The organism is Geodermatophilus sp. SYSU D00696 (assembly GCF_054050235.1).
The window spans coordinates 1-22,541 of sequence record NZ_JBJGYY010000025.1; the positions used below are offsets into that span (position 1 = coordinate 1).

19 protein-coding genes and 2 rRNA genes are annotated in these 22,541 nt (G+C 77.9%); 18 read left to right on the plus strand and 3 right to left on the minus strand.

Annotation, left to right across the window (positions count from 1 at the left end):
• From ACI79O_RS16030 to ACI79O_RS16045, 4 genes are all read left to right on the plus strand, one after another.
• A 23S ribosomal RNA gene (locus ACI79O_RS16030) occupies positions 1–233 on the plus strand; the annotation flags it as partial.
• 121 nt (positions 234–354) lie between these two features.
• A 5S ribosomal RNA gene (rrf, locus tag ACI79O_RS16035) occupies positions 355–471 on the plus strand.
• A gap of 1,105 nt (positions 472–1,576) precedes the next feature.
• Positions 1,577–2,326, plus strand: a complete 750-nt coding sequence (locus tag ACI79O_RS16040; protein WP_456914640.1) for a tetratricopeptide repeat protein — start codon at positions 1,577–1,579, stop codon at positions 2,324–2,326.
• 99 nt (positions 2,327–2,425) lie between these two features.
• Complete coding sequence (locus ACI79O_RS16045) at positions 2,426–2,785, plus strand: single-stranded DNA-binding protein (protein WP_456914641.1); 360 nt, start codon at positions 2,426–2,428, stop codon at positions 2,783–2,785.
• A gap of 23 nt (positions 2,786–2,808) precedes the next feature.
• On the opposite strand, the gene ACI79O_RS16050 is transcribed toward ACI79O_RS16045, so the two are convergent.
• Positions 2,809–4,143, minus strand: coding sequence for a DUF1015 domain-containing protein (locus ACI79O_RS16050; protein ID WP_456887645.1), 1,335 nt, complete (start codon positions 4,141–4,143; stop codon positions 2,809–2,811).
• Positions 4,144–4,251: 108 nt separating this feature from the next.
• Between ACI79O_RS16050 and ACI79O_RS16055 the strand changes: the two genes are divergently transcribed.
• The 7 genes from ACI79O_RS16055 to ACI79O_RS16085 all read left to right on the plus strand — a co-directional run bounded on the left by ACI79O_RS16055 (position 4,252) and on the right by ACI79O_RS16085 (position 10,931).
• Positions 4,252–4,683 carry a tetratricopeptide repeat protein gene (locus ACI79O_RS16055; RefSeq protein ID WP_456887643.1) on the plus strand — a complete coding sequence of 144 codons (432 nt, stop codon included), beginning with the start codon at positions 4,252–4,254 and terminating at the stop codon, positions 4,681–4,683.
• Positions 4,680–5,780: an HAD-IIA family hydrolase gene (locus ACI79O_RS16060; protein WP_456914642.1), complete on the plus strand. Its 1,101-nt coding sequence runs from the start codon at positions 4,680–4,682 to the stop codon at positions 5,778–5,780. Before ACI79O_RS16055 ends, ACI79O_RS16060 begins: the two co-directional genes overlap by 4 nt.
• A 196-nt stretch (positions 5,781–5,976) precedes the next feature.
• On the plus strand, positions 5,977–6,231 hold the full coding sequence (locus ACI79O_RS16065) for a hypothetical protein (protein WP_456887640.1): 255 nt from the start codon (positions 5,977–5,979) through the stop codon (positions 6,229–6,231).
• Complete coding sequence (locus tag ACI79O_RS16070) at positions 6,231–7,028, plus strand: TlyA family RNA methyltransferase (protein ID WP_456914643.1); 798 nt, start codon at positions 6,231–6,233, stop codon at positions 7,026–7,028. The genes ACI79O_RS16065 and ACI79O_RS16070 overlap by 1 nt, the downstream gene beginning before the upstream one ends.
• A gap of 116 nt (positions 7,029–7,144) precedes the next feature.
• Positions 7,145–8,215, plus strand: coding sequence for an NAD kinase (locus ACI79O_RS16075; RefSeq protein ID WP_456887638.1), 1,071 nt, complete (start codon positions 7,145–7,147; stop codon positions 8,213–8,215).
• Positions 8,190–10,073: a DNA repair protein RecN gene (gene recN / locus ACI79O_RS16080; RefSeq protein ID WP_456914644.1), complete on the plus strand. Its 1,884-nt coding sequence runs from the start codon at positions 8,190–8,192 to the stop codon at positions 10,071–10,073. Before ACI79O_RS16075 ends, recN begins: the two co-directional genes overlap by 26 nt.
• 141 nt (positions 10,074–10,214) lie before the next feature.
• Entirely contained in the window at positions 10,215–10,931 is a 717-nt protein-coding gene (locus ACI79O_RS16085) for a methylase (RefSeq protein WP_456887635.1), read from the plus strand.
• 4 nt (positions 10,932–10,935) lie between these two features.
• Here ACI79O_RS16085 and ACI79O_RS16090 read toward each other — a convergent pair whose 3' ends face one another.
• Together ACI79O_RS16090 and ACI79O_RS16095 are read right to left on the minus strand one after the other, a co-directional pair.
• Positions 10,936–11,667: a hypothetical protein gene (locus ACI79O_RS16090; protein ID WP_456914645.1), complete on the minus strand. Its 732-nt coding sequence runs from the start codon at positions 11,665–11,667 to the stop codon at positions 10,936–10,938.
• 51 nt (positions 11,668–11,718) lie between these two features.
• The gene (locus ACI79O_RS16095) at positions 11,719–12,339 is read right to left on the minus strand and encodes a TetR/AcrR family transcriptional regulator (RefSeq protein WP_456887632.1); all 621 of its coding nucleotides are present in this window, start codon (positions 12,337–12,339) and stop codon (positions 11,719–11,721) included.
• A 401-nt stretch (positions 12,340–12,740) separates the two neighbouring features.
• Between ACI79O_RS16095 and steA the strand changes: the two genes are divergently transcribed.
• Genes steA through ACI79O_RS16130 form a run of 7 tightly spaced genes read left to right on the plus strand, consistent with a single transcriptional unit; the run spans position 12,741 to position 22,539 of the window.
• Positions 12,741–13,928, plus strand: a complete 1,188-nt coding sequence (gene steA, locus ACI79O_RS16100) for a putative cytokinetic ring protein SteA (protein ID WP_456887631.1) — start codon at positions 12,741–12,743, stop codon at positions 13,926–13,928.
• Positions 13,925–14,878: a copper transporter gene (locus ACI79O_RS16105; RefSeq protein WP_456887628.1), complete on the plus strand. Its 954-nt coding sequence runs from the start codon at positions 13,925–13,927 to the stop codon at positions 14,876–14,878. Before steA ends, ACI79O_RS16105 begins: the two co-directional genes overlap by 4 nt.
• Positions 14,875–15,693 (plus strand): hypothetical protein, encoded by an 819-nt coding sequence (locus ACI79O_RS16110; protein WP_456887625.1) that lies wholly within the window; start codon positions 14,875–14,877, stop codon positions 15,691–15,693. The genes ACI79O_RS16105 and ACI79O_RS16110 overlap by 4 nt, the downstream gene beginning before the upstream one ends.
• Positions 15,690–17,330, plus strand: coding sequence for a murein biosynthesis integral membrane protein MurJ (gene murJ, locus ACI79O_RS16115; RefSeq protein ID WP_456914646.1), 1,641 nt, complete (start codon positions 15,690–15,692; stop codon positions 17,328–17,330). The genes ACI79O_RS16110 and murJ overlap by 4 nt, the downstream gene beginning before the upstream one ends.
• Positions 17,323–18,468: a glycosyltransferase family 4 protein gene (locus ACI79O_RS16120; protein WP_456887619.1), complete on the plus strand. Its 1,146-nt coding sequence runs from the start codon at positions 17,323–17,325 to the stop codon at positions 18,466–18,468. Before murJ ends, ACI79O_RS16120 begins: the two co-directional genes overlap by 8 nt.
• Entirely contained in the window at positions 18,465–20,819 is a 2,355-nt protein-coding gene (locus ACI79O_RS16125) for a hypothetical protein (RefSeq protein ID WP_456914647.1), read from the plus strand. The genes ACI79O_RS16120 and ACI79O_RS16125 overlap by 4 nt, the downstream gene beginning before the upstream one ends.
• Positions 20,812–22,539: a CTP synthase gene (locus ACI79O_RS16130; protein ID WP_456887614.1), complete on the plus strand. Its 1,728-nt coding sequence runs from the start codon at positions 20,812–20,814 to the stop codon at positions 22,537–22,539. The genes ACI79O_RS16125 and ACI79O_RS16130 overlap by 8 nt, the downstream gene beginning before the upstream one ends.
• The last annotated feature ends 2 nt before the right edge of the window (positions 22,540–22,541 follow it).

Genomic DNA, 22,541 nt, shown 5'->3' on the forward strand with positions numbered 1-22,541 from the left:
GGGACGGACGAACCTCTGGTGTGCCAGTTGTACCGCCAGGTGCACGGCTGGTTGGCTACGTTCGGCAGGGATAACCGCTGAAAGCATCTAAGCGGGAAGCTCGCTTCAAGATGAGGTCTCTCACCCAGTCATGGGGTAAGGCCCCCGCCCAGACCAGCGGGTTGATAGGCCGGAAGTGGACGCACCGCGAGGTGTGGAGCTGACCGGTACTAACAGGCCGAGGACTTGACCACACTTCCATCCACCCCACACGCGGATCCCCGCGCGGTCGAAGATGGTTTCCACACAGCGTCCACTGTGCAGTTCTGAACGCACCCAACCAGCCGCGGCTGGCCGGGGTCTCGTTCACAGTGTTACGGCGGCCATGGCGAGAGGGAAACGCCCGGTACCATTCCGAACCCGGAAGCTAAGCCTCTCAGCGCCGATGGTACTGCCCTGGAGACGGGGTGGGAGAGTAGGACGCCGCCGGACAACCATTCGAAGACGGGGGTCGGAGCCACAGGCTCCGGCCCCCGTCTTCGTGCGTTTCCGGCATCCGTTCCCGTGGCGCTCCCAGGAGTGCCGCCCGTAGCACCGAGGTATCCAGGACGACATGACTTCTCCCCGACGAGGCTCCGCAGGGCGCGGCCGCCAGGACGGCGCGGCTGCCCGCGGTCAGGCCCGTGCGGGCCGCGACGACCGACAGGGACGGCCGGCGGCAGGACGCGATCCCGGTGGGGACCGCCGCGGGGGCCCGGCCGGTGCGGCCCGTCGTGGCGTCGGCGGCTCCGCAGACCGCCGGGGCGGTCAGGGCGGGCGGGTTCCCGGTGGCGAGCGGTCCGCGCGGGGTGGGCAGTACGGCCGTGCCACGGATCGGACGCAGGGCGAGCGGTCCGGCCGGCCGGTCGAGGGCAGGAGCGGTGCCGGAGACTGGCGCGACCGTCGTCCGGCGCCCGAGCGGGGCGCGAGTGACCGCCAGGATCGTCGTCCTGCGTCGGGGCGCTCCGTTGACGACTGGCGGGACCGCCGTCCCTCGTCCGAGCATTCGTCGGGGTCGTGGGGGGACCGGCGCAGCGGCGTCGGCCGTCCTGCCGGGGAGCGCCGCCCGTCCGGGGACGGGAACCAGGCGGGGCGTCGTCCCCGGCCGGCCACCGGCGGCGCCGGCAACTGGCGGGACCGGCGGCCGGAGGGTCCCCGGACCGACCACGGACGTCCCGCGGCCCGGCGGGAGGAGCAGCGTCCGCGCCCTCAGCGGCGGGACGACGAGAGCGCCACGCGTCCGGACTGGCGGGACCGCCGCCCGGGCGGTGAGCGGTCCACCCGGGCGAGCGGCGACCGGGGTGCGTGGCGCGGTCGGCAGGACAGCACCGGTGCCCGTCCGCAGCGGCAGGACGCCTCGGCCGGCCGGCCCGACCGTGCCGGCGGCCGGGACTGGCGCGACCGCCGTCCCACCGACGACCATCGGGCCCGTCCCGACCGGGACCGCACGCCACCCTCCCCTCCGGGGCCCGACCTGCCCGACTGGGCCGAGGCCCGCGACCTGGACCAGGCCGTCCGGGCGTCCCTGCGCGGCCTGGACTCCCGCAACGGGGAGAAGGTGGCCCGCCACCTCGTCGTCGCCGGCACGCTCGTCGACGAGGACCCGCAGTTGGCGCTCGCCCACGCCCGGGCCGCCCGGGACCGGGCCTCGCGGATCGCGGTCGTGCGGGAGGCGGTCGGCGTGGCCGCGTACCACGCCGGCGACTACGCCGAGGCGTCACGGGAACTGCGCGCCTACCGGCGGATGAGCGGCGATGAGCGGTACCGCGCCGTCCTCGCCGACTGCGAGCGCGCCCAGGGACGGCCGGAGGTCGCGCTGCGGCTGGTGCGGGAGGCGCTCGGCGCCGGGCCCGAGCCGGCGGAGACCATCGAACTGCGGCTCGTCGAGGCCGGCGCCCGTCAGGACCTGGGGGAGACCGCGGCGGCCCGGCTGGTCCTCGAGGGTGCGCTGGGCGGCCGCCCGGTCCCCGGCGGGGTGGACCTGGCCGACGAGGGCACGCGGCGGCTCGCCGCGGCATACGCCGACCTGCTCGCCGCCGTCGACGACCCTGCGGCCGGCTCGTGGCGGGAGGCCGTGGACGCGGCAGGCCCGGACGAGGACGAGGACGTCGCCTTCGGCGAGGAGGAGCTGCCGCTCGCGCCGGCCCCGGCCGACGCCGAGACGACCGAGCACGCCGGGGATCCGGTCGGCGGCGCCCCGGCCCCTGCCGACGAGGACGACCTCGACTTCGACGAGGACGTCGAGCGCGAGGTCGCCGAGCTGCTCGGTGAGATCGACCCGCCGAGCGAGGACCAGCCCGGGCACTGACCACCGACAGCCGCGCCTCGGTCGTCCACACCGCCTCTGTGCGTCCACAGCGTCCGTGACGATGACCGGCCGGGGGTCGGCGGGCACCACGCTGCCGTCATGAGCGTGGCTGTCATCGACCGGAACGACGTCGTGCTCCGCGGGCGCCTCTCGGCACCCGCGGAGCACCGGACCCTCCCCAGCGGGGACCCGCTGGTGACCTTCCGTCTCGTCGTGCGCCGACCCGAGCCGCGGGTCCGCGGGTCCTCGGTCGACGTGCTGACCTGCATCACCTACGACCGCGGCCTGCAGCGGCGGGTGGCCGCCTGGGAGGCGGGCGACGTCGTCGAGGTGGAGGGCGCGCTGCAACGGCGGTTCTGGCGCACCGGCCAGGGCACCGTGTCGGTGTGCGAGGTGAACTGCCGGCGTGGCCGCAAGGTCCCGCGGTCGGGTGCCCCGGGGACGGTGCGGACAGCGTGAGGGGTCCGGAGGCGGCGCGGTCCTCAGCCGGCGTGCGGCCGCAGCACCAGGCCTGTGCGCGGCTTGGGCACGAACAGCGTCGACTTGCGCGGCATCCGCGCCCCGGCACGGGCGACCGCGGCGACGTCGGCGGGGGAGGGTGGCCGCAACAGCACCGCCACCCCCGCCCGTGCGCCGGCCAGCCGCACCGCCTCGGGGAGGTCGTGCGCCACCAGCAGCGAGCCCGGGTCGTCGGCGCGGCCCCACAGCGCGGTCACCAGGCCGGCCGTGGCGAGCACGACGTCGAGCCGCCGCCAGGACGGGGGCGCCTCGGCGGGCACCGTGGCGCGGACCTCCGGCGTGGGATCGGACAGGCGCAGCAGGCGCCGGCCGTCGGTGACCAGGAAGCCGTCGTCGAGCGTTCCCAGCAGCGGCCGGGCCGCCGCGGCGACGGCGAGCGGGTCCGCCTCCACGGGCACCTCGGTCACCGTGAAGCCGCGCGCGGCGGCGTCCCCGGCCTGCTGCAGCGTCAGGTCGGGAACGACCCGGTGGATCGGCTCGACACGCAGCCCGCCGGCGCCCATCGGGGTGAGCAGCGCCAGGATCCGGCAGTCGCCCTGGCAGTCGCCCCGGGGATGGGTGCGGTGCAGTGCCTGGGCGGCGGCGTAGCGGTGGTGCCCGTCGGCGATGACCGCACCGGTGCGGGCGAGAGCCTCCTGCAGGCGCTCCAGGACGTCCGGATCGGTCACCCGCCACAGCCGGTGGGCGACCCCGTCGGCGTCGACGACCTCGAGGTCCGGGGCGCTGCCGCCGGCCGCGGCGGTCAGCGCGGCGACCTCCGGCTCGGTGTCGTGCGCGAGGACGATCGGCTCGAGGTCGGTGGCCGTCGCCGCCAGCAACGCCCGGCGGCCCTCCACGGCGGCGGGGAAGGTGTCCTCGTGCGGCAGCACCGCCCGCCCGCCCGACGCGGCGACCGCGACCGCGACCGCCCCGAGCCAGCCGACCGTCGGCGGCCCCTCGGCCGGCCGCATCTCGTAGCGCCACATCGCCGGGCGGTCGTCGCGCACCAGGACCCCGGCGCGCTCCCACGCGTGCAGCGTCCCGGCGGCGCGGGCCGCGACGTCGCCGGCCGCCGCCGGGCCGGTCGCACCGGCGGTACCCGGTCCGGACGTGCCCCCGGGGAGGATCAGGCGGACGATGTTGTGCGGGTCGGCGGCAGCCAGCCGCTCGGCGCCGTCCGGGGTCACCAGGTCGTACGCCGGCGAGCTCACGCGGGCCAGGTGCCCCGGGTCCCGCTGGCGGTAGGTGAGGGCCCGGAAGGGCCGGACGTCGAGCCCCGTCGCGAGGCGTGGCGGGGAGCCCAGCGGCGACGGGTGCACGACATGATCGTAGGAGCCGTCCGCTCCGGGCCGCCCGGGCGACCGGTCCCCGGGTCCGGACGCGCTCCGGGCGGGGGAGGCGGATCCGGGCAGGACGGGAGGGCGTCGGTGGCGACAGCAGGAGCCCCGGGACGGGGTACACCCGACGGGCAGGGACCCGAGGGCGGGGTCTACGAGTGGTACCGCCGCGGCCTGGACCTGCTCAGCAACGGCGACCCCGCGGCCGCGGCGACCCTGCTGACCCGGGTCGCGGAGGCCGAGCCCGGCTCGCGCAGCGTCCTGGAGGCGCTGGCCCGCGCCCAGTACGACGCCGGCCGCTACGGCGAGGCCGTCGACAGCTTCGGCGAGCTCGCCGCCGGCAACCCCACCGACGACTACGCCCACTTCGGCCTCGGCCTGGCCGCCAGCCGCGCCGGGGACCTGGAACTGGCCGCCGAGCACCTGGCCCTCGCGGTCGCCCTGCGTCCCGACCTGCCGCACTACGCGCGGGCGCTGCGCGGGGTCCGGGCACGACGGGCGTCGGGACCGGGGGCGGCGTGAGCACCGTCCCTGGCAGTCCCGTGCCGCGCGGTCTGGCCGCCGGCAGTCCCCGGCCACCTGCCGAGCTCTTCGACGTCGCCCTGCTCGACCTCGACGGGGTCGTCTACGTCGGGCCCGACGCGGTGCCCGGGGTCCCGGCCGCGCTCGCCGCCGCCCGGGCGTCGGGCATGCGGCTGGGCTTCGTCACCAACAACGCGGCGCGCCCGCCGGACGAGGTGTCCCGGCACCTGGCGGAGCTCGGCGTCCCCGCCACCGCCGACGAGGTGATCACCAGCTCCCAGGCGGCCGCCTCGGTGGTCGCCGCACTGCTCGGCGCCGGTGTCCGGGTGCTGCCGGTCGGCGGTCCCGGTGTCGCGGCGGCGCTGCGGGCGGCCGGGCTGACCGTCGTGGAGCGGGCCGAGGACGACCCGGCCGCGGTCGTCCAGGGCTACGGGCGGGAGGTCGGCTGGGCGCAGCTGTCCGAGGCGGTCGTCGCGGTCCGGCGCGGCGCCCGGCACGTGGCCACGAACGCCGACGCGACGATCCCCTCGCCGCGCGGTCCACTGCCGGGCAACGGGGCGATGGTCGGCGTGGTCCGCGGGGTCACCGGCGTGGAGCCGATGGTCACCGGCAAGCCCGACCCGGCGATGCACGCCGAGTGCGTCCGCCGCACCGGGGCGCGGCGCCCGCTCGTCGTCGGCGACCGGCTCGACACCGACATCGAGGGCAGCCACCGCGCCGGCGCCGCGAGCCTGCTGGTGCTCAGCGGGGTCACCGACCCGGCGCTGCTGCTGGGCGCGGGCCCTCCCCACCGCCCCGACCTGCTCGCGCACGACGCCGGCGGCCTGCTGACCCCGCATCCCCCCGTCGTCGCCGAGGAGGGTGGCTGGCGCTGCGGCGGCTGGGCGGCAACCGCCGACGGGGACGGCACGCTCGTGCTGCGCGCCGTCCCGGACGTCGCCGGCCGCGACGGCGCGAGCGGGGACGACGGTCTCGACGGGCTGCGTGCGCTGTGCGTGGCGTCCTGGTCGCGCCCGGGGGAGCCGGCCGCGCCGGCGGTGCGTGCCGGTGACGACGACGCCCGCCGCGTGCTCGCCGGCTGGGACCTGGCCCGGTGACGAGGACCGCCGGGCGGCCGCGCGGGCCGGGGCCCCCGGCCCGTCCCGGTGCCCCGTGGGGCCGTCCCCGGTCCCGTCCGCGCGGCGGTCCGCGTCGGTCCCGGCCGGTAGTCTCGCGGGCCGGGGACGCCGCCGCGTCCCGTCCCGGGCCCGCCGCCCGGAGACCTCCTGCTCCCTCGTCCGGAAGGTCGCTGCCATGACCGAGCCGAGCCGACCGCGACCGGTCCCGGGCCCGCCGCGGCCCGGTCCCGCCGCCGCGCCGGTCGCCGGCACGGCCGCTCCGGCCGGCCCCGGTGCACTCGTGGGCCCGGCCCCGGTCGACGGCACGGGCGCCGCCGTGGGGAACCCCCTGGCCGGGCTCGACCAGCGCCCCGTCGCCGAGCACGTGGCCGTCTTCGAGGCCGAGCACGACCGCCTGCGACGCGAACTCGCCACGATCGACCAGCTCTGATGCCGCGCCGCAGCCGACTCGACGCCGAGCTGGTGCGGCGGGGACTGGCCCGCTCGCGCGAGCACGCCGTCGAGCTGATCTCCGCGGGTCGGGTCGCCGTCGCCGGGCAGGCCGCGACCAAGCCGGCCACTGCCGTCGACCCGGCCACCCCCGTCGTGGTGCGCACCGACCCCGACGAGCAGCGCTGGGTCTCCCGCGGCGCGCACAAGCTGCTCGGCGCGCTCGACGCCTTCGGGGTGGCGGTGGCGAGCCGCCGTGCGCTGGACGCCGGTGCCTCCACCGGCGGGTTCACCGAGGTGCTGCTGTCCCGCGGCGCCCGCGAGGTGGTCGCGGTCGACGTCGGTTACGGCGAGCTGGCCTGGTCGCTGCGCACCGACGAGCGGGTGCGGGTGCTCGAGCGGACCAACGTCCGCACGCTGGAGCCGGCGCAGATCGGCGGCCCGGTCGACCTGGTCGTCGCCGATCTGTCGTTCATCTCGCTGCGGCTGGTGCTGCCCGCGCTCACCGCGTGCGCCACCGCGGAGGCCGACCTGCTGCCCATGGTCAAGCCGCAGTTCGAGGTCGGCCGCGAGCGGCTGGGCTCCGGCGGGGTCGTCCGGGAGCCGGCCGCCCGCGCGGACGCCGTCCTGGGGGTCGCCACGGCCGCCGCCGACCTGGGGTGGGGGACCGCCGGGGTGGTGGCCAGCCCGCTGCCGGGCCCGGCGGGCAACGTGGAGTTCTTCCTGTGGCTGCGCCACGACGCCGGGCGCCCGGAGGAGTCCGCGGTGCTGAGAGCCGTCGAGGAGGGCCCGCGGTGACCGCCCGGGCGGGCGGGCCGGTCGCGGGGGACGCTGGGACGGAGCCCGCGACCGACCGGGACCGCAGGACGGGTAGACCAGCGACGGGACCGCACAGTGACCAGCGTGGAGGACCGATGAGCGAGTCCGGCCAGGACGCATGGCGTCCCGGTGGCGGGCGGCACGTGCTGCTGGCCGTGCACACCGGGCGCGAGGACATCGTCGAGCTGGCGCGCAGCTCCGCCGCCCGGCTGGCGCGCGCGGACATCACCGTGCGCGTGCTCGAGGACGAGGCCGACGACCTGGGCATCCCGGGCGCCGAGGTGGTCGCCGCCGACGCCGAGGCGGCCCGGGGGGCCGAGATCGTCATGGTCTTCGGCGGCGACGGCACCTTCCTGCGGGCCGCCGAGCTGGCCCGCTTCAGCCACGCGGCGCTCATGGGCGTCAACCTCGGCCGCGTCGGCTTCCTCGCCGAGACCGAGCCCGAGGCGGTCGAGGAGACCCTGACCGCCATCGAGCGCTGCGAGTACGCGGTGGAGAAGCGGCTCGCCGTCGAGGTCGACGTCGTCGACGCCGCCGGTGCCGTCGTCGGCGGCACCTGGGCGCTCAACGAGGTGTCGGTCGAGAAGGCCCAGCGCTCCCGCGTCCTCGACGTGGTGATCTCCATCGACGGCCGGCCGCTGACCAGCTTCGGCTGCGACGGCGTCCTGTTCGCCACGCCCACCGGCTCCACGGCCTACGCCTTCTCCGCCGGTGGCCCGGTGGTCTGGCCCGACGTCGAGGCGCTGCTGCTGGTGCCGACCAACGCGCACGCCCTGTTCGCCCGTCCGCTGGTCACCTCGCCGGACTCGGTGCTGTCGGTCGCCATCCCGCCCGACGGCAACCGCGCCCGCGTGTCCGCCGACGGTCGCCGGGCGATGGACGTCCCCGACGGCGGCCGGGTCGACGTCCGGCGTGCCGAGCGGCCGGTGCGCATCGCCCGGGTGCACGCGGCCACCTTCGGCGACCGGCTGGTGGCCAAGTTCGGGCTGCCGGTGCGCGGTTTCCGCAACGCCCGCCGGCACGACCCGGGCCACGAGCTGCCGCCGTCGCGCAACGTGCTCATGCGTGACGTCGTGTCGCTGCCCCCGGCCGGCAACGGCGCACCCGCGACCCCGGCGACCGGGCGGGAGGAGGTGTGCGGTGGCTCCGCGGACGCCGACGCGTGAGCGGGCCGGGCGGACCCGGCGCGCCCCGGCTCCGGAGACCGCGCCGCCCGAGACCCCGGCCGGGGCCGAGGTGGCGGCGGCACCGGAGGCCGCCGCCGGCTCCGCGGCCCCGGACGCCGCGCCCGTCCGGGGCCGGCTCACCGAGCTGCGCATCCGCGGCCTGGGGGCCATCGACGACGTCACCCTCGAGCTCGGCCGCGGCCTCACCGTGGTCACCGGCGAGACCGGCGCCGGCAAGACGATGGTCGTCACCGGCCTGACGCTGCTCTTCGGCGGCCGCGCCGACCCCGGCCGGGTCCGCGCCACCGGCCGGGCCGGCGTCGAGGGGCGGCTGGAGCTGCCCGCGGAGTCCCCGGTGTGGGAGCGGGCCGCCGAGGCCGGCGCCGAGCCCGACGAGGACGGCTCGCTGATCCTGGCCCGCACGGTCAGTGCCGAGGGCCGCTCGCGGGCGCACCTGGGCGGGCGCAGCGTGCCGGTCGGCGTGGTCGCCGAGCTGGCCGAGGGGCTGCTGGCCGTGCACGGGCAGAGCGACCAGCTGCGGCTGTCCCGCCCCGCCGAGCAGCGGCACGCCCTCGACCGCTACGCGGGCCCCGCGCACCTGGAGCTGCTGCAGACCTACCGCGCCGCCTACGCGCACTGGCGCGAGCTCGCCGCCGACCTCGACCGCCGCCGCGGCCAGGCCCGCGAGCTGGCCCAGGCCGCGGACGTGCTGCGGCACGGGCTGGAGGAGATCGAGGCGCTGGCTCCCGAGCCCGGCGAGGACGACGCGCTCGACGCCCAGGCCAAGCGGCTCGGCGACGCCGACGCGCTGCGGGCCGCCGTCGACGAGGCCCGGATGGCGCTGGTCGGCGACGTCACCGGCGACCTCGGCACCGAGGGGCTGCCGCAGGACGCGACCGCTGCCCTGGCCACCGCCGAGCGGGCGCTCGCGACCACCGACGACCCCGCGCTGGTGCTGCTCGCCCGCGACCTCGCCGACGCGGTCGCGGTCGTCTCCGACGTCAGCGTCCAGCTGGCCGGGTACGTCGCCGACCTCGACGCCGACCCCGCACGGCTGGCCGAGGTCCTCGACCGGCGGGCGGCGATCACCGCGCTGGTCCGCAAGTACGCCGACCCGGGGGAGGGCCTGGCCGGCGTGCTGGCCTGGGCCGAGGAGGCACGCGAGAAGCTGTCCGCGCTCGACGTGTCCGACGAGGCCCTCGAGGCGCTGGCCGCCGCCCGCGACACCGCCCGCGCCGAGGTCGACGAGCTCGCCGCCCGCATCTCCGCCGGCCGCCGCGCCGCCGCCGACGGGTTCGCCGCCGAGGTGGGCCGGGAGCTCGCGGGCCTGGCCATGAAGAGCGCCCGGGTGTCGTTCTCCATCGACAGCCACCCCGGCGAACCCGACCCGGACGGCATCGACGAGGTCGCCCTGCTCATGGCCGCCCACCCCGGCGCCCCGCCGCGGCCGGTGCACCGCGGCGCGTCCGGCGGCGAGCTCTCCCGGGTCATGCTCGCGATCGAGGTCGTCTTCGCCGGCGCCGACCCGGTGCCGGTGATGGTCTTCGACGAGGTCGACGCCGGCGTCGGCGGGCAGGCGGCCGGCGAGATCGGCCGGCGGCTGGCCCGGCTGGCCCGCGACCACCAGGTCGTCGTGGTCACCCACCTCGCGCAGGTGGCCGCCTTCGCCGACACCCACCTGGTGGTCGACAAGTCGCCGGACACCGCGGCCGGGGTCACCGCCACCGACATCCGCGCCGTCGACGGCGAGGACCGGGTGCGCGAGCTGGCCCGCATGCTGTCGGGCCTCACCGACAGCGACACCGGCCAGGCCCACGCCCGGGAGCTGCTCGCGGTGGCCGCGGCCGCCCGGGCCTGACGGGCCCCGGGCCACCCGGTCGTGCACGACCGGGTCGCAGGACGCGGGAGTGCGCGACGCGCGGCCGGGGTAGGTGGGGAGCGTGCGTCTCGACGACCCCGCCCCACCCGTCCCCGCCGAGCGCCCCGCCGGGGCGCTCCGGTGAGCTGCTTCAGCTCGGCCGACGAGTCGGCGCACTACGGCTTCTCCGTCTGCATGCTGCTGCAGCAGTACCGCGAGCAGCTGCGCTGGGAGTCCGCGCCCGTCGTCGAGCTCGGCACCGGGGACGCCTCGGCCATCGCCGACGTCGTCGCCGGCCTGCCGGGCCTGCGGGTGCACGGCTACGACATCAGCGCCGACTCGGTGGCGGCGGCCCGGGCCAACATCGCCGAGCGCGGCGTGGCCGACCGCTACACCGTCGAGCTCGGGGACTTCTTCGACCAGGCCGACGCCGCGGGCGGGGAACCGGTCACCACCGCGATCTCCAACCCGCCCTACATCCCCGCGCCCGACCGCGACATCCGCATGCCCGAGCTCTGGGGCGGTGTGCGCGGCAACGACCTGACCCTGCAGCTGCTCAAGGCCGGCTACGACCACGTCGTCACCGCCGTCGCCAGCTACGCCGACCCGGTCACCACCGTCTCCACCGCCGCCGACCTCGGCTACCGGGTGGCCAACTTCCTCGCGATGGGCCTGGACTACGGGGCCTACAGCAGCGAGCCCAAGGTGCGCGCGCAGATCCGGCGGATCGTCGCCGAGGGCCGCGGCTGGGCAGGGGAGGACGAGTACATGGTCGCCGTGGCCCTGTTCACCCGCGATCCCGCGATCCCCGGCGACCGCGCCGACCAGCTGCGGCGGGCGCTGCAGCTGCCCGCCTGACCGCTCACCCCAGCGGCACGCACAGCGCGGCCGGGTCGTCGGCGCAGCCGCCCGCACCGACGCGCACCTCGTCCCACGGGCCGATCGCGTTCGACCCGGCCTCGTTGCGCAGCCCCGAGATCCGCAGCACCAGATCGGCGGTGGGCGCCGCGGCGCGGGCCACGACCCAGACCGACACGGTGGTGACGCTGCCGATCCCGCTGCCCACGCCGAAGCCGCCGGTCACCGGCGAGGTCGTGCCGTCCGGGCACCAGCGGGTCCCCGGCGCGGCGGACCCGACGAAGACGGCGGTCCCGGCGCGGGGCGCACCGCCGTCGGCCGCGGTCAGCGCGACGTCCGCGGCCAGCCCCGACATCCCCGCCGTCGAGGTGTCGGTGAAGGTCAGCTCGACGGCCAGGGAGCGCACGGACCCGTCGTCGGGCAGCCCGCAGTCCTCGGCGAAGGACCCCGGCAGCGGCGGGACGCCGACGGCGACCGGCGTGCGCACGACCTCGACCCGCCCGCTGTACGCCGCGCCGCCGGAGGAGTCGGCCAGCGTGGCGCTGGCGACCGGCACCGGCACCGGCACCGGCACCGGCGCGGGCGCCGGCAGCGGCACCGGGGCGATCGGCGGCGGCGACCCCTCGAACCGCGGGGCACCGGCCGGCGGGTCCCCGAGGTCGGTCAGCAGGCCGCAACCCGACAGCACCCCCAGCAGGGCGAGGGCCTGGAGGACGGCGGACCGGCGGGGACGCACGCCGCGCACCCTGGCAGACGACCCCCGTCTCCGGCGAGCACCGGCGGCGTCCTAGCGCCGTTTGGCGTACCCGGCCAGCCCGAACTGCAGCAGCGACAGCCCCCGCCGGCCGGCCGTGCGCAGCTCGGCGGCCAGCTCCGGACCGGTCACCCCGGCGAGCACCCGGTCGCGGGCCAGCTCGAGCAGCCGCCCGTACAGGGAGGTGATCGCCGACGCGGTCAGCTCCGGCTCCACCGCGCCGTCGGACGCCCCGGTCTCCGAGCGGATCTGCGCGGCCAGCGCCGCGGTGATCTCGCCGAGGATCTCCCGCTCCCGCACCTGCAGCGTCCGCGAGCCGCGCACCACCCGGGCCATCGCGGCCACCCCCTCGGCCGCCGCGGGGTCGCCCAGCGAGGTCATGGCCGCCACGACGAACGTCCCGGCCGCCGCGGCCGGCGACTCCCCGGCCGGCCGGGTGGCGACGGCGCGCAGCAGGGCGGCCCGCATCGGCGGGTCGGTGGACAGGACCAGGCCCTCCTTGACGGGGAAGTGGTTGAACACCGTCTTCTCCACCACGCCGGCCCGCTGGGCGATCTCCACGACGCTGACCGCGTCGAACCCGCGCTCGGCGAACAGCGCCGCCGCCACCTCGACGATCCGGTCCCGCGTCTCCAGCCGCCGGCGCTCGCGCACCCCGGCCCCCCGCCGCTCCCGGCGGCGGGCGGCCCGCCCCGACGGCGGCCCGGCGGCCGCGGGAGGGGCGGGCGCGGGCGACCCCGGGGGAGACGCGGACGGCTCGGGGCGGCTCCCCGGGACCGCCCGGATCACCGGGGCCGGAGCCGGTGCCCGCTCCGGCGCCGCCTCCGGCGCCCCGTCCGCGGCGCCGGGGCGGTTGGCCGGGAAGCTGGCAGCTGGAGCCCCACGTGTCACGTCGTGGACGCTAGACAGGACCGAGGGGCACTCCGGCGGTGCTGGTGGGGCAGCTGCGCCCGGCGTGTCGCGCTCACCGTGGTGTCGGACACCCTGCGTGACCAGGTCGTCGCCGGAGCGCGTCGGTGGGGAGCCCGTCCAGGCGTGCGTGGGACCATGACCCAATGCGCATCGGCACCCTGCGACGGAGCCGGGCCCAGGAGGCGGCACCCGGGGTCAGTGGCACCGTCCGGCTGGACCGTCGCACCAAGAACCTCACCAAGCGCCTGCGGCCCGGCGACGTCGCCGTCATCGACCACGTCGACATCGACCGTGTGAGCGCCGACTCCCTGGTCGCGGCGAAGGTCGGTGCGGTCGTCAACGCCGCCCCCAGCATCTCCGGCCGCTATCCCAACCTGGGCCCCGAGATCCTCACCGCCGCCGGCATCCCGCTGGTCGACGGCGTCGGCAAGGACGTCTTCGCCGCGCTCAAGGAGGGTGCGCAGGTCCGCGTCGACGGCGACACGCTCTACGGCCCCGACGGCACCCCCGTCGCGAAGGGCACCGAGCAGACGCCGGACACCGTCGCCGCGGCCATGGCCGACGCCAAGGCCGGGCTGTCCACGCAGCTCGAGGCCTTCGCCACCAACACGATGGAGTACATGAAGCGCGAGCGCGCGCTGCTCCTCGACGGCGTCGGCGTCCCCGACGTGCGCACCGCCATCGAGGGCCGCCACGTGCTCGTCGTCGTCCGCGGGTACGACTACAAGGAGGACCTGCAGGCGCTGCGGTCCTACATCCGCGACTACCGGCCGGTGCTCGTGGGTGTCGACGGCGGCGCCGACGCGCTGGTCGAGGCCGGCTACCAGCCGGACATGATCATCGGCGACATGGACTCGGTCAGCGACCACGTCCTGCGCAGCGGCGCCGAGGTCGTGGTGCACGCCTACGCCGACGGCCGCGCTCCCGGGCTCAAGCGGGTGCAGGACCTCGGGGTCGACGCGATCACCTTCCCGGCCGCGGCCACCAGCGAGGACATCGCGATGCTGCTGGCCGACGAGAAGGGCGCCAAGCTCATCGTCGCCGTCGGCACGCACGCCACGCTCGTGGAGTTCCTCGACAAGGGCCGCGGCGGCATGGCCTCGACCTTCCTCACCCGGCTGCGGCTGGGCGGCAAGCTCGTCGACGCCAAGGGCGTCAGCCGGCTCTACCGCAGCCGGATCTCGACCGGCGCGCTCGTCGTCCTGGTGCTCGCCGCGCTGCTGGCCATCGTCGCCGCGCTGGCCGTCACCACCGCCGGCCGCATCTACCTCGACCTGCTGGTCGACCAGTGGGACAGCTTCGTGTTCTGGTTGGAGAACCTCTTCTCGTGATCGACTTCCGCTACCACCTGGTCTCCCTGATCGCGGTGTTCCTCGCGATCGCCCTGGGGCTGGTGATCGGCGCGACCCAGCTGTCGGGACCGGTGCTGGACAACCTGCGGGGGCAGGTCACCGCACTGCAGGAGGACAAGCGGGAGCTGGAGGACACCACCCAGACCCTGCAGGCGCAGGTCGACACCGACCAGGCCTTCGAGTCCGCCGTCGCCCCGGCGCTGGTGCAGGGTGCGCTCACCGGCCGCGGCGTGCTGCTGGTGCTCGCCTCCGAGGAGGTCACCACCGACACCGTGGAGGAGGTGACCGCGATGGTCACCGAGGCCGGCGGCACGGTCAACGGGCAGGTCACCGTCACCCCGGACTACAGCGACCCGGCGAGCGAGTCGGCGCTGCAGAGCTACGTGACCACCCCGGCCGGCCGCCCCGCCGGCGTCGCGCTGCCCGAGACCGACGACACCGGCGAGCTCGTCGGCGCGCTGCTGGGCCAGGTGCTCATGGTCCCGGCCACCGGCGCCCCGGCGCCGGACACCGCCGCCGTCTCCACGGTCCTGGCCGGGCTGCAGGCGCTCGACGTGCTCTCCCAGGACTCGGACTCGGTGACGCCGGCCGACTTCGCCGTCGTGCTCACCGCCGGGACGCTCGGAGGCGAGGACGCCGCCGACCGCAACGACGCGCTGGTCGACCTGGCCACCGCGCTCGACGCCGCCGGATCGGGCGCCGTGGTCGCCGGGGACGCCGCCGCGGCGGGGGAGAACGGGCTCCTGGGCGCGCTCCGCGCCGACCCGGAGACCGCCACGGCCGTGTCCACCGTCGACAACGTGACCAGCCCGTCGGGCCAGATCAGCACCGTGCTGGCGCTGGGCCGCGAGCGCGAGGGCACCTCCGGCGCCTACGGCACCGCGGAGGGCACCCAGCCGGTCCCGCCGCTGCCGGCCGCCACCCCGTGACCGGGCGCCCGGCCCTCCTCGTGGCGGCCGGGGCGGTCGCCGCCCGCGCCGGGCTCGCCGCGGCCGGCGCGGTCGACGCCCGCCCGGCCGGGGACCCGTGGCGGCGGACCAACTACGCCGGCCGGCCGGTCACCCTGCTCGGCGGGCCGGCGCTGGCCGCCGCGGCCACCGCCGGCGCCGTCCTGGGCGCCCCGCCCGGCACCCGCGCCGCCGCCGCCGTGGCCGGCACGGTGTCCGGGCTGGTGGGCGGCTACGACGACCTGGCCGGCGCCCGGCCCGAGCAGGCCCGCGACAAGGGCCTGGCCGGGCACCTGGCCGCGCTGCGCGCCGGGCGGGTGTCGGGCGGCGCGGTGAAGGTCGCCGGCATCGGCGCCGCGGCCGCCGTCGCCGCGCTGCTCACGCGCCGCAGCCCCGTCGACGCCGTCCTCACCACCGGCCTGGTCGCCGGCACCGCGAACCTGGTCAACCTGCTCGACCTGCGCCCCGGCCGGGCGGCGAAGGCCGCGGCGCTGGCCGCCGCCGCGGGCCTGCGCGGTCCCGCGGGCGGCCTGGCCGCCGGGCCGCTGGGCGCCGCGCTGGCCGTGCTGCCGGCCGACCTCGGCGAGCGGGTGATGCTCGGCGACGCCGGCGCCAACGCCGTCGGCGCGCTGCTGGGGCTGCGGGCCGCGGCCGTCCCGTCGCGCCCGGTCCGCGCCGGCCTGCTGGCCGCGGTGACCGCGCTGACCCTGGCCAGCGAGCGGGTCAGCTTCACCCGGGTCATCGAGGCCACCCCGGGCCTGCGCGAGCTCGACCGGCTCGGCCGCCGCCCGGCGTGACCGCCGCGGGGCCGACCGTGTCGGGACGGCGGCTGGCCCAGGGGGTGGCCGGCGCGGCCGCGCTGATCGCCGTCCTCACGGTGCTGGCCCGCCTCGCCGGGTTCGGCCGCACGCTGGTGTTCACCAACGCCGTCGGCGCGGGCAGCACCGGCGACGTCTACACCGCGGCCAACACCGTCCCGAACATCGTCTTCGAGGTGGTCGCCGGGGGAGCGCTGGCCTCCCTGGTGGTGCCGATGCTCGCCGGCGGGATCGCCACCGGCGACCGCGAGCAGGTCCGCCGCACCGCCTCGGCGCTGCTGGGCTGGACCCTGCTGGTGCTCGTGCCGCTCGCCGCGCTGCTGGCGCTGCTCGCCGAGCCCGTCGCGCGGCTGCTGCTCGGCGGCGGTACCGACGCCGAGGTGGCCTTGGCCGCCCGGTTCCTGCTCGTGTTCGCCCCGCAGGTGGTCCTCTACGGCCTGGGCATCGTGCTCACCGGGATCCTGCAGGCCCACCGCCGCTTCGCCGCGCCCGCGCTCGCGCCGCTGCTGTCCAGCGTCGTCGTCGCCGGCGCCTACGCGCTGTTCGCGCTGATCGGCGGGGCGCGGTCGGTGGCGGACCTGACGACGCCGGCCGAGCTGGTCCTCGGCGTGGGCACGACGCTCGGCGTCGCGGCGCTCACCCTGCCGCTGCTGCTGCCGCTGCGCCGCCTGCGGCTGGGCCTGCGCCCGTCGCTGCGCTTCCCGGTGGGCGTCGCGCCGCGGGTGCGCCGGCTCGCCGTCGCGGGCGTGCTGACCCTCGCCGGCCAGCAGCTGGTGGCCGCCGTCGCGATCCGGCTGGCCAGCGACGGCCCCGACGGCACCCAGGTTGTCTACACCGCCGGCCTGACCCTGTTCCTCGTGCCGTGGGCCGCCGTCGCCGTGCCGCTGGCCACCTCGGCCTACCCGCTGCTGGCCGAGCGGGCCGGCACCGGCGACGAGGCCGGCTACCGCCGCGCGCTGGCCCCGCTGACCACGCTGGTGCTGGTGGCCTCGCTGGTCGCCGCCGCCGTCCTCGCCGCCGTCGCCGGGCCCATGGCCCGCGTCTTCCTGCTCGGCGGCAGCACCGGCGACGTCGCCGCGCTGCGCGACGCCATCCTCGCCTTCGCGCCCGGCCTGGCCGGCTACGGCCTGGTCGCCGTGCTCACCCGGGCGCTCTACGCGCGCGACCTGTGGCGGGCGCCCACCGCCTGCGTGCTCGGCGGGTGGCTGCTGGCGGTGGCGGCCGACGTCGTCCTGGCCCGCGCCCTCCCGCCCGCCGACCGGGCGCTGGCGCTGGCCGCCGGGCACAGCCTCGGGGTGACCGTCGCGGGGCTGGCGCTGCTCGCGGTCACCGCCCGGGTGGCCCCCGGCGGGCTGGCCGGCGTCGCCCGCTGCGGCCTGCCCGCGCTGCTGGCCGCCGGGGCCGGCGCCGCCGCGGGGCTGCTCACCGCCCGGGCGCTGGGCGCCGACCCGGTCCCGGCCGGCTCGCTGCCCGGGGCGGTCGGCGCCGGGCTGCTGGCCGCCGCGGCCGTGACCGCGGTGGCGGGGGCGGTCATGATGGTCACGGCGCGCCGCCCCCTGCTCGTGGCGGTGCGCGCGCTGCGGGAACCCGGGGGGACGGAGGTGCACGGTGGCTGAGCGGGGATCCCTGGCCGGCCGCCGCATCGCCGAGGTGCTGGCCACCAGCACCGGCGGCGTGGGCACCCACCTGCGCTCGGTGCTGCCGGCGCTGGCGGAGGCGGGCGCGGCGGTCACCGTCTGCGGCCCGGCCGCCACCGACGCGCTGTTCGGCTTCTCCGCGGCCGCCGGCTTCCGGCCCGTCGAGATCTCCGCCGGCCTGGACCCGGTGGCCGACGCCCGCGCGGTGCTCGCCCTGCGCCGCGCGCTGGCCGGCACCGACCTGGTGCACGCCCACGGGCTGCGCGCCGGGCTGGTCGCCGCGGCCGCGGTGCGGGCCGGGACCCGCGGCGGTCCCCGCCGGCCGCTGGTCGTCACGCTGCACAACGCCCTGCCCGACCGCGCCGGCCCGCTGCGCCGGGTGCTCGCCACCGCCGAGTGGACCACCGTCCGGGCCGCCGACGTCGTGCTGGCCGCCTCGGCCGACCTCGCCGCCAACGCCTGGCGGCTGGGCGCCCGCGACGTCCGGGTCGCGCCGGTGTCGGCGCCGGCGCTGCCCCCGGCCCGCCGCTCCCGCGCGGAGGTGCGCGCCGGGCTGGGCCTGACCGGGGGGCGGCCGCTGGTGCTCGCCGTCGGCCGGCTGCACCCGCAGAAGGGCTACGACGTCCTCCTCGACGCCGCCGCCACCTGGGCCGCCCGGCCGGACCCGCCGCTGGTCGCCGTCGCCGGGGACGGGCCGCTGGAGGCCGAGCTCGCCGCCCGCATCCGCGACCAGCGGCTGCCGGTGACCCTGCTCGGCCGCCGCGACGACGTCGCCGACCTGCTCGCCGCCGCCGACCTGGTGGTGCTGCCCTCCCGCTGGGAGGCCCGCTCGCTCACCGCGCAGGAGGCGCTGCGCGCCGGCACCCCGCTGGTGGCCACCCGCACCGGCGGCCTGCCCGGCCTGCTCGGCGACGGCGCGCTGCTGGTCCCGCCCGGTGACGCCGCCGCGCTCGCCGAGGCCGTCGACGGGCTGCTCGCCGACCCCGCCCGCGCCGCGGCGCTGGCCGCCGCCGGGAGGGCGCAGGCGGAGAGCTGGCCCGACGAGGCGGCCACCGCCCGCGCGCTGGCCGCCGTCTACCGCGAGCTGCTGGGCCCGCCGGAGAGCGGCGCGGCATGAGACGCGCCGCCGTCCTGCTGGCGACCCTGCTGACGCTGCTGGTCGCCGGGCTGCCCGGCGCGGCGGCCGCCGAGGACTGGTCGGCCGACCGGGTGCTGGTCGTCGGCGTGCCCGGGCTGGTGTGGAGCGACCTCGACCCCGCCACGACGCCGGCGCTGTGGGAGCTCGCCGACACCGCGCCGATCGGCGCCGTGTCGGTCCGCGCGGCGCGCTCGACCACCTGCCTGCTCGACGGCTGGGCCACGCTGGGCGCGGGCAACCGGGCACGGTTCCCCGCCCCCGACGAGGCCGCGCCGCCGGTGCCGCTGCCCACGGTCCCGCTGCCGGGCGGCGCCGCCGGGGCGGGCGCCACGCCGTCGCAGCCGCCGGTGCCGGCCGGGCCCCCGGCCAGCCCCGAGCTGTCGCACTGCGGCCTGCAGGAGCGGCTGGCGCAGGTCGGGCTGGCCGATCCGCTGACCGCCGTCCGCGCCGTCGCCGAGGACAGCGCCACCGTCCGGTTCGGCGCCGAGCCCGGCGCGCTGGGGGCCGCCGTGGGCTGCGCGACCGTGGTCGGCCGGGCGGCCGCGCTCGCCGTCGCCGCGCCCGGCGTGGGGCTGACCCGGGAGGAGGCGCTGCCGGCCGACCCGGCCGCCGTCGCCGCGCTGCTCGGGCCCTGCCCGCTGACGCTGGTCTCCCTCGACGGGCTGGTCGACGCCGGCGTGCCCGCGCCCGAGGGCAGCGAGACCGGCACCGAGCCCGGGTCGCGGGCGGCGGCCGTGGCGGCGATCGACGACGCCGTCGCGCGGCTGCGGGCCGCGGTCGCCACGCTGCCCGGCGAGACGCTGCTGCTGGTGCAGGGCGTCTCGGAGGTCAACGACGGCCGCCCGCAGCTGCACGTGGGCATCGCGTCGGGGCCGGGCTTCACCGAGCCGGGCTGGCTCACCTCGGCCAGCACCGGCCGCGCCCCGTTCACCCAGCTGATCGACGTCGCCCCGACCGTGCTGCGCGCCCTGGACGCCGAGCGGCCCGCCTCGGTCAACGGGCAGCCGCTCACGGTCACCGGCGGCCGCCCACCCACCGCCGAGGCGGTCGAGGCGCTGGAGCGGGCCAACACCGCGGCAGTGGTCCACCACCGCAGCACCGGCACCTTCTTCGTCGCGCTGGTGGCCGTCGACGCGGCGGTGGTCGCCCTCGGCCTGCTCGTCCTGGGCCTGCGCCGGGGGTCCCGCCCGCGGGCCGGCCGGCTCCGGCCGCTGCTCGAGGTCGCCGCCGTCGCCGCCGCGGCGCTGCCGGTCGCCACCTACCTCGCGGGGCTGCTGCCGTGGGAGCGGGCCGGGTCCCCGCGCTGGGCGCTGGCGGGGGCGGTGCTGCTGGCCACCGCCGCGGTGACGGCGCTGGCGCTGCTCGGACCGTGGGCCCGGGGAGCGGGACGGCGCCGGCGGCTCGGCCCGCTGCTCGCCGTCCTCGGCGTCACGCTGGCCACGCTGGTCGGCGACGTGCTGGCCGGCTCGCCGCTGGAGCTCGACGCGCTGCTCGGCTACGACGCGATCGTCGCCGGGCGGTTCACCGGCTACGGCAACCTCAGCTCCGGCCTGCTCGCCGCCGCCGCGCTGGTCACCACCGCCGTCGCCGCGACCGCCCTGGGGCGGCGCGCGGGCCCGGCCCGGCAGCGGCGGGTCACCGGCCTGGCGGTGCTGGCCGCCGGGGCGCTCACCGTCGTCCTCGTGGGGACGCCCGGGCTGGGCCGTGACTTCGGCGGCGTGCTGGCCGCGCTGCCGGGCTTCCTGCTGCTGGCGATGCTGCTCACCGGGGTGCGGGTGACGCTGGTCCGGCTGGCCGCGGTGCTCGGCGCTGGCGTGCTCGCCGTCGGCACGCTCGCGGTCCTGGACTGGACCCGCCCGGCCGACCAGCGCAGCCACCTGGGCCGCTTCGTCGAGCAGGTGCTCACCGGCGAGGCGTGGACCGTGGTCAGCCGCAAGGCCCAGGCCAACCTCGACATCCTGCTCGGCAGCGCGCTGGCGTGGGTGCTGCCGGTGGCGCTGGTGGCGGCGCTGTGGCTGGTCCGCGGGCGCCGGCCGGCCTGGCTGCGCGGCCCCGGCCTGCTGCGCTCGGGCGGCTCGGGCCTGGCGCCGGCCGACGTCGCGGTGCTGCGCGCGGGGCTGGTCGCCACCGCCCTGAGCCTGGCCCTGGGCGCCGCGGTCAACGACTCCGGCGTGGCGCTGCCCGCGACGGCCGCGACGCTGCTGGTGCCGCTGCTGGTGGCGCTGGCGGCGACCTCCCCGGCGGGCCGGGACACACCCGGTGGCACCGGGGGCGAAGCGGCCGATCGTGTTACGGTGGTTTCCCGTGGGTCGACCGTCTGGAATGCGTGATCGCGGGCTCCTCCACAACTCCCAGCCGACGAAGTTCGTCTTCGTCACCGGCGGAGTTGTCTCCTCTCTCGGCAAGGGCCTGACGGCCAGTTCGCTCGGCGCGCTGCTGTCCGCCCGCGGCCTGCGGGTGACCATGCAGAAGCTGGACCCGTACCTCAACGTCGACCCCGGGACGATGAACCCGTTCCAGCACGGGGAGGTCTTCGTCACCGAGGACGGCGCCGAGACCGACCTCGACGTCGGCCACTACGAGCGGTTCCTCGACACCGACCTGGGCGCGCGGTCGAACGTCACGACCGGGCAGGTGTACTCCGACGTCATCGCCAAGGAGCGGCGCGGGGAGTACCTCGGCGACACCGTGCAGGTCATCCCGCACATCACCAACGAGATCAAGGCGCGCATCCTCGCCGCGGCCGAGGCCGGTGGGGAGAGTGACGACGACGAGGACGCCGTCGACGTCGTCATCACCGAGATCGGCGGCACCGTCGGCGACATCGAGTCGCTGCCCTTCCTCGAGGCCGCCCGGCAGGTGCGCCACGAGATCGGCCGCGACAACTGCTTCTTCCTGCACATCTCGCTGGTGCCCTACATCGCCCCCTCCGGCGAGCTGAAGACCAAGCCGACCCAGCACTCGGTGGCCGCGCTGCGCAACATCGGCATCCAGCCCGACGCGCTGGTCTGCCGGGCCGACCGCGAGATCGCCACCGGCCTCAAGCGCAAGATCAGCCTGATGTGCGACGTCGACGCCGAGGGCGTCATCTCCTGCCCCGACGCGCCGTCGATCTACGACATCCCCAAGGTGCTGCACCGCGAGGGCCTCGACGCCTACGTCGTCCGCCGGCTCGGCCTGCCCTTCCGCGACGTCGACTGGACCGTGTGGGGCGACCTGCTCGACCGGGTGCACCGCCCGAAGCAGACGGTGACGATCGCCCTGGTCGGCAAGTACGTCGACCTGCCCGACGCCTACCTGTCGGTCACCGAGGCGCTGCGCGCCGGCGGGTTCGCCCACCGCAGCCGCGTGCAGATCCGCTGGGTGCCCTCCGACGACTGCCAGACCCCCGAGGGTGCGGCGGCCGCGCTCGGCGACGTCGACGGCGTCTGCATCCCCGGCGGGTTCGGCGTGCGCGGCATCGAGGGCAAGCTCGGCGCCATCCGCTACAGCCGCACCAACGGCATCCCGACCCTGGGCCTCTGCCTGGGCCTGCAGTGCATGGTCATCGAGTACGCCCGCCACATGGCCGGCCTCGAGCACGCCAACTCCGCGGAGTTCGACCCCGACACCCCCGACCCGGTGATCGCCACGATGGCCGACCAGCTCGACGTCGTCGCCGGCGAGCGCGACCTCGGCGGCACCATGCGGCTGGGCAGCTACCCAGCGGCGCTGCAGAAGGGGTCGGTGGCCGCGGCCGCCTACGGCTCGACCCAGGTCACCGAGCGGCACCGGCACCGCTACGAGGTGGCCAACGCCTACCGCGACCGGCTCAGCGAGGCCGGGCTCGTCTTCAGCGGCACCTCGCCCGACGGTCACCTCGTCGAGTTCGCCGAGCTGCCGCGCGAGGTGCACCCGTTCTTCGTCGGCACCCAGGCCCACCCCGAGCTCAAGAGCCGGCCCACCCGGCCGCACCCGCTGTTCGCCGCGTTCGTGCAGGCGGCCATCGACCGCGCCGAGTCCGCGCGGCTGCCGGTGCCCGACCTCGAGGCCGAGAAGGTCGGGATCTGACG

Excerpts from the sequence above, each read along its gene's own strand:
- ACI79O_RS16125 (WP_456914647.1), top strand. The coding sequence starts at position 18,465 with ATGAGACGCGCCGCCGTCCTGCTGGCGACCCTGCTGACGCTGCTGGTC.
- ACI79O_RS16045 (WP_456914641.1), top strand. The coding sequence starts at position 2,426 with ATGAGCGTGGCTGTCATCGACCGGAACGACGTCGTGCTCCGCGGGCGC.
- steA (WP_456887631.1), top strand. The coding sequence starts at position 12,741 with ATGCGCATCGGCACCCTGCGACGGAGCCGGGCCCAGGAGGCGGCACCC.
- ACI79O_RS16075 (WP_456887638.1), top strand. The coding sequence starts at position 7,145 with ATGAGCGAGTCCGGCCAGGACGCATGGCGTCCCGGTGGCGGGCGGCAC.
- ACI79O_RS16070 (WP_456914643.1), top strand. The coding sequence starts at position 6,231 with ATGCCGCGCCGCAGCCGACTCGACGCCGAGCTGGTGCGGCGGGGACTG.
- ACI79O_RS16065 (WP_456887640.1), top strand. The coding sequence starts at position 5,977 with ATGACCGAGCCGAGCCGACCGCGACCGGTCCCGGGCCCGCCGCGGCCC.
- ACI79O_RS16130 (WP_456887614.1), top strand. The coding sequence starts at position 20,812 with ATGCGTGATCGCGGGCTCCTCCACAACTCCCAGCCGACGAAGTTCGTC.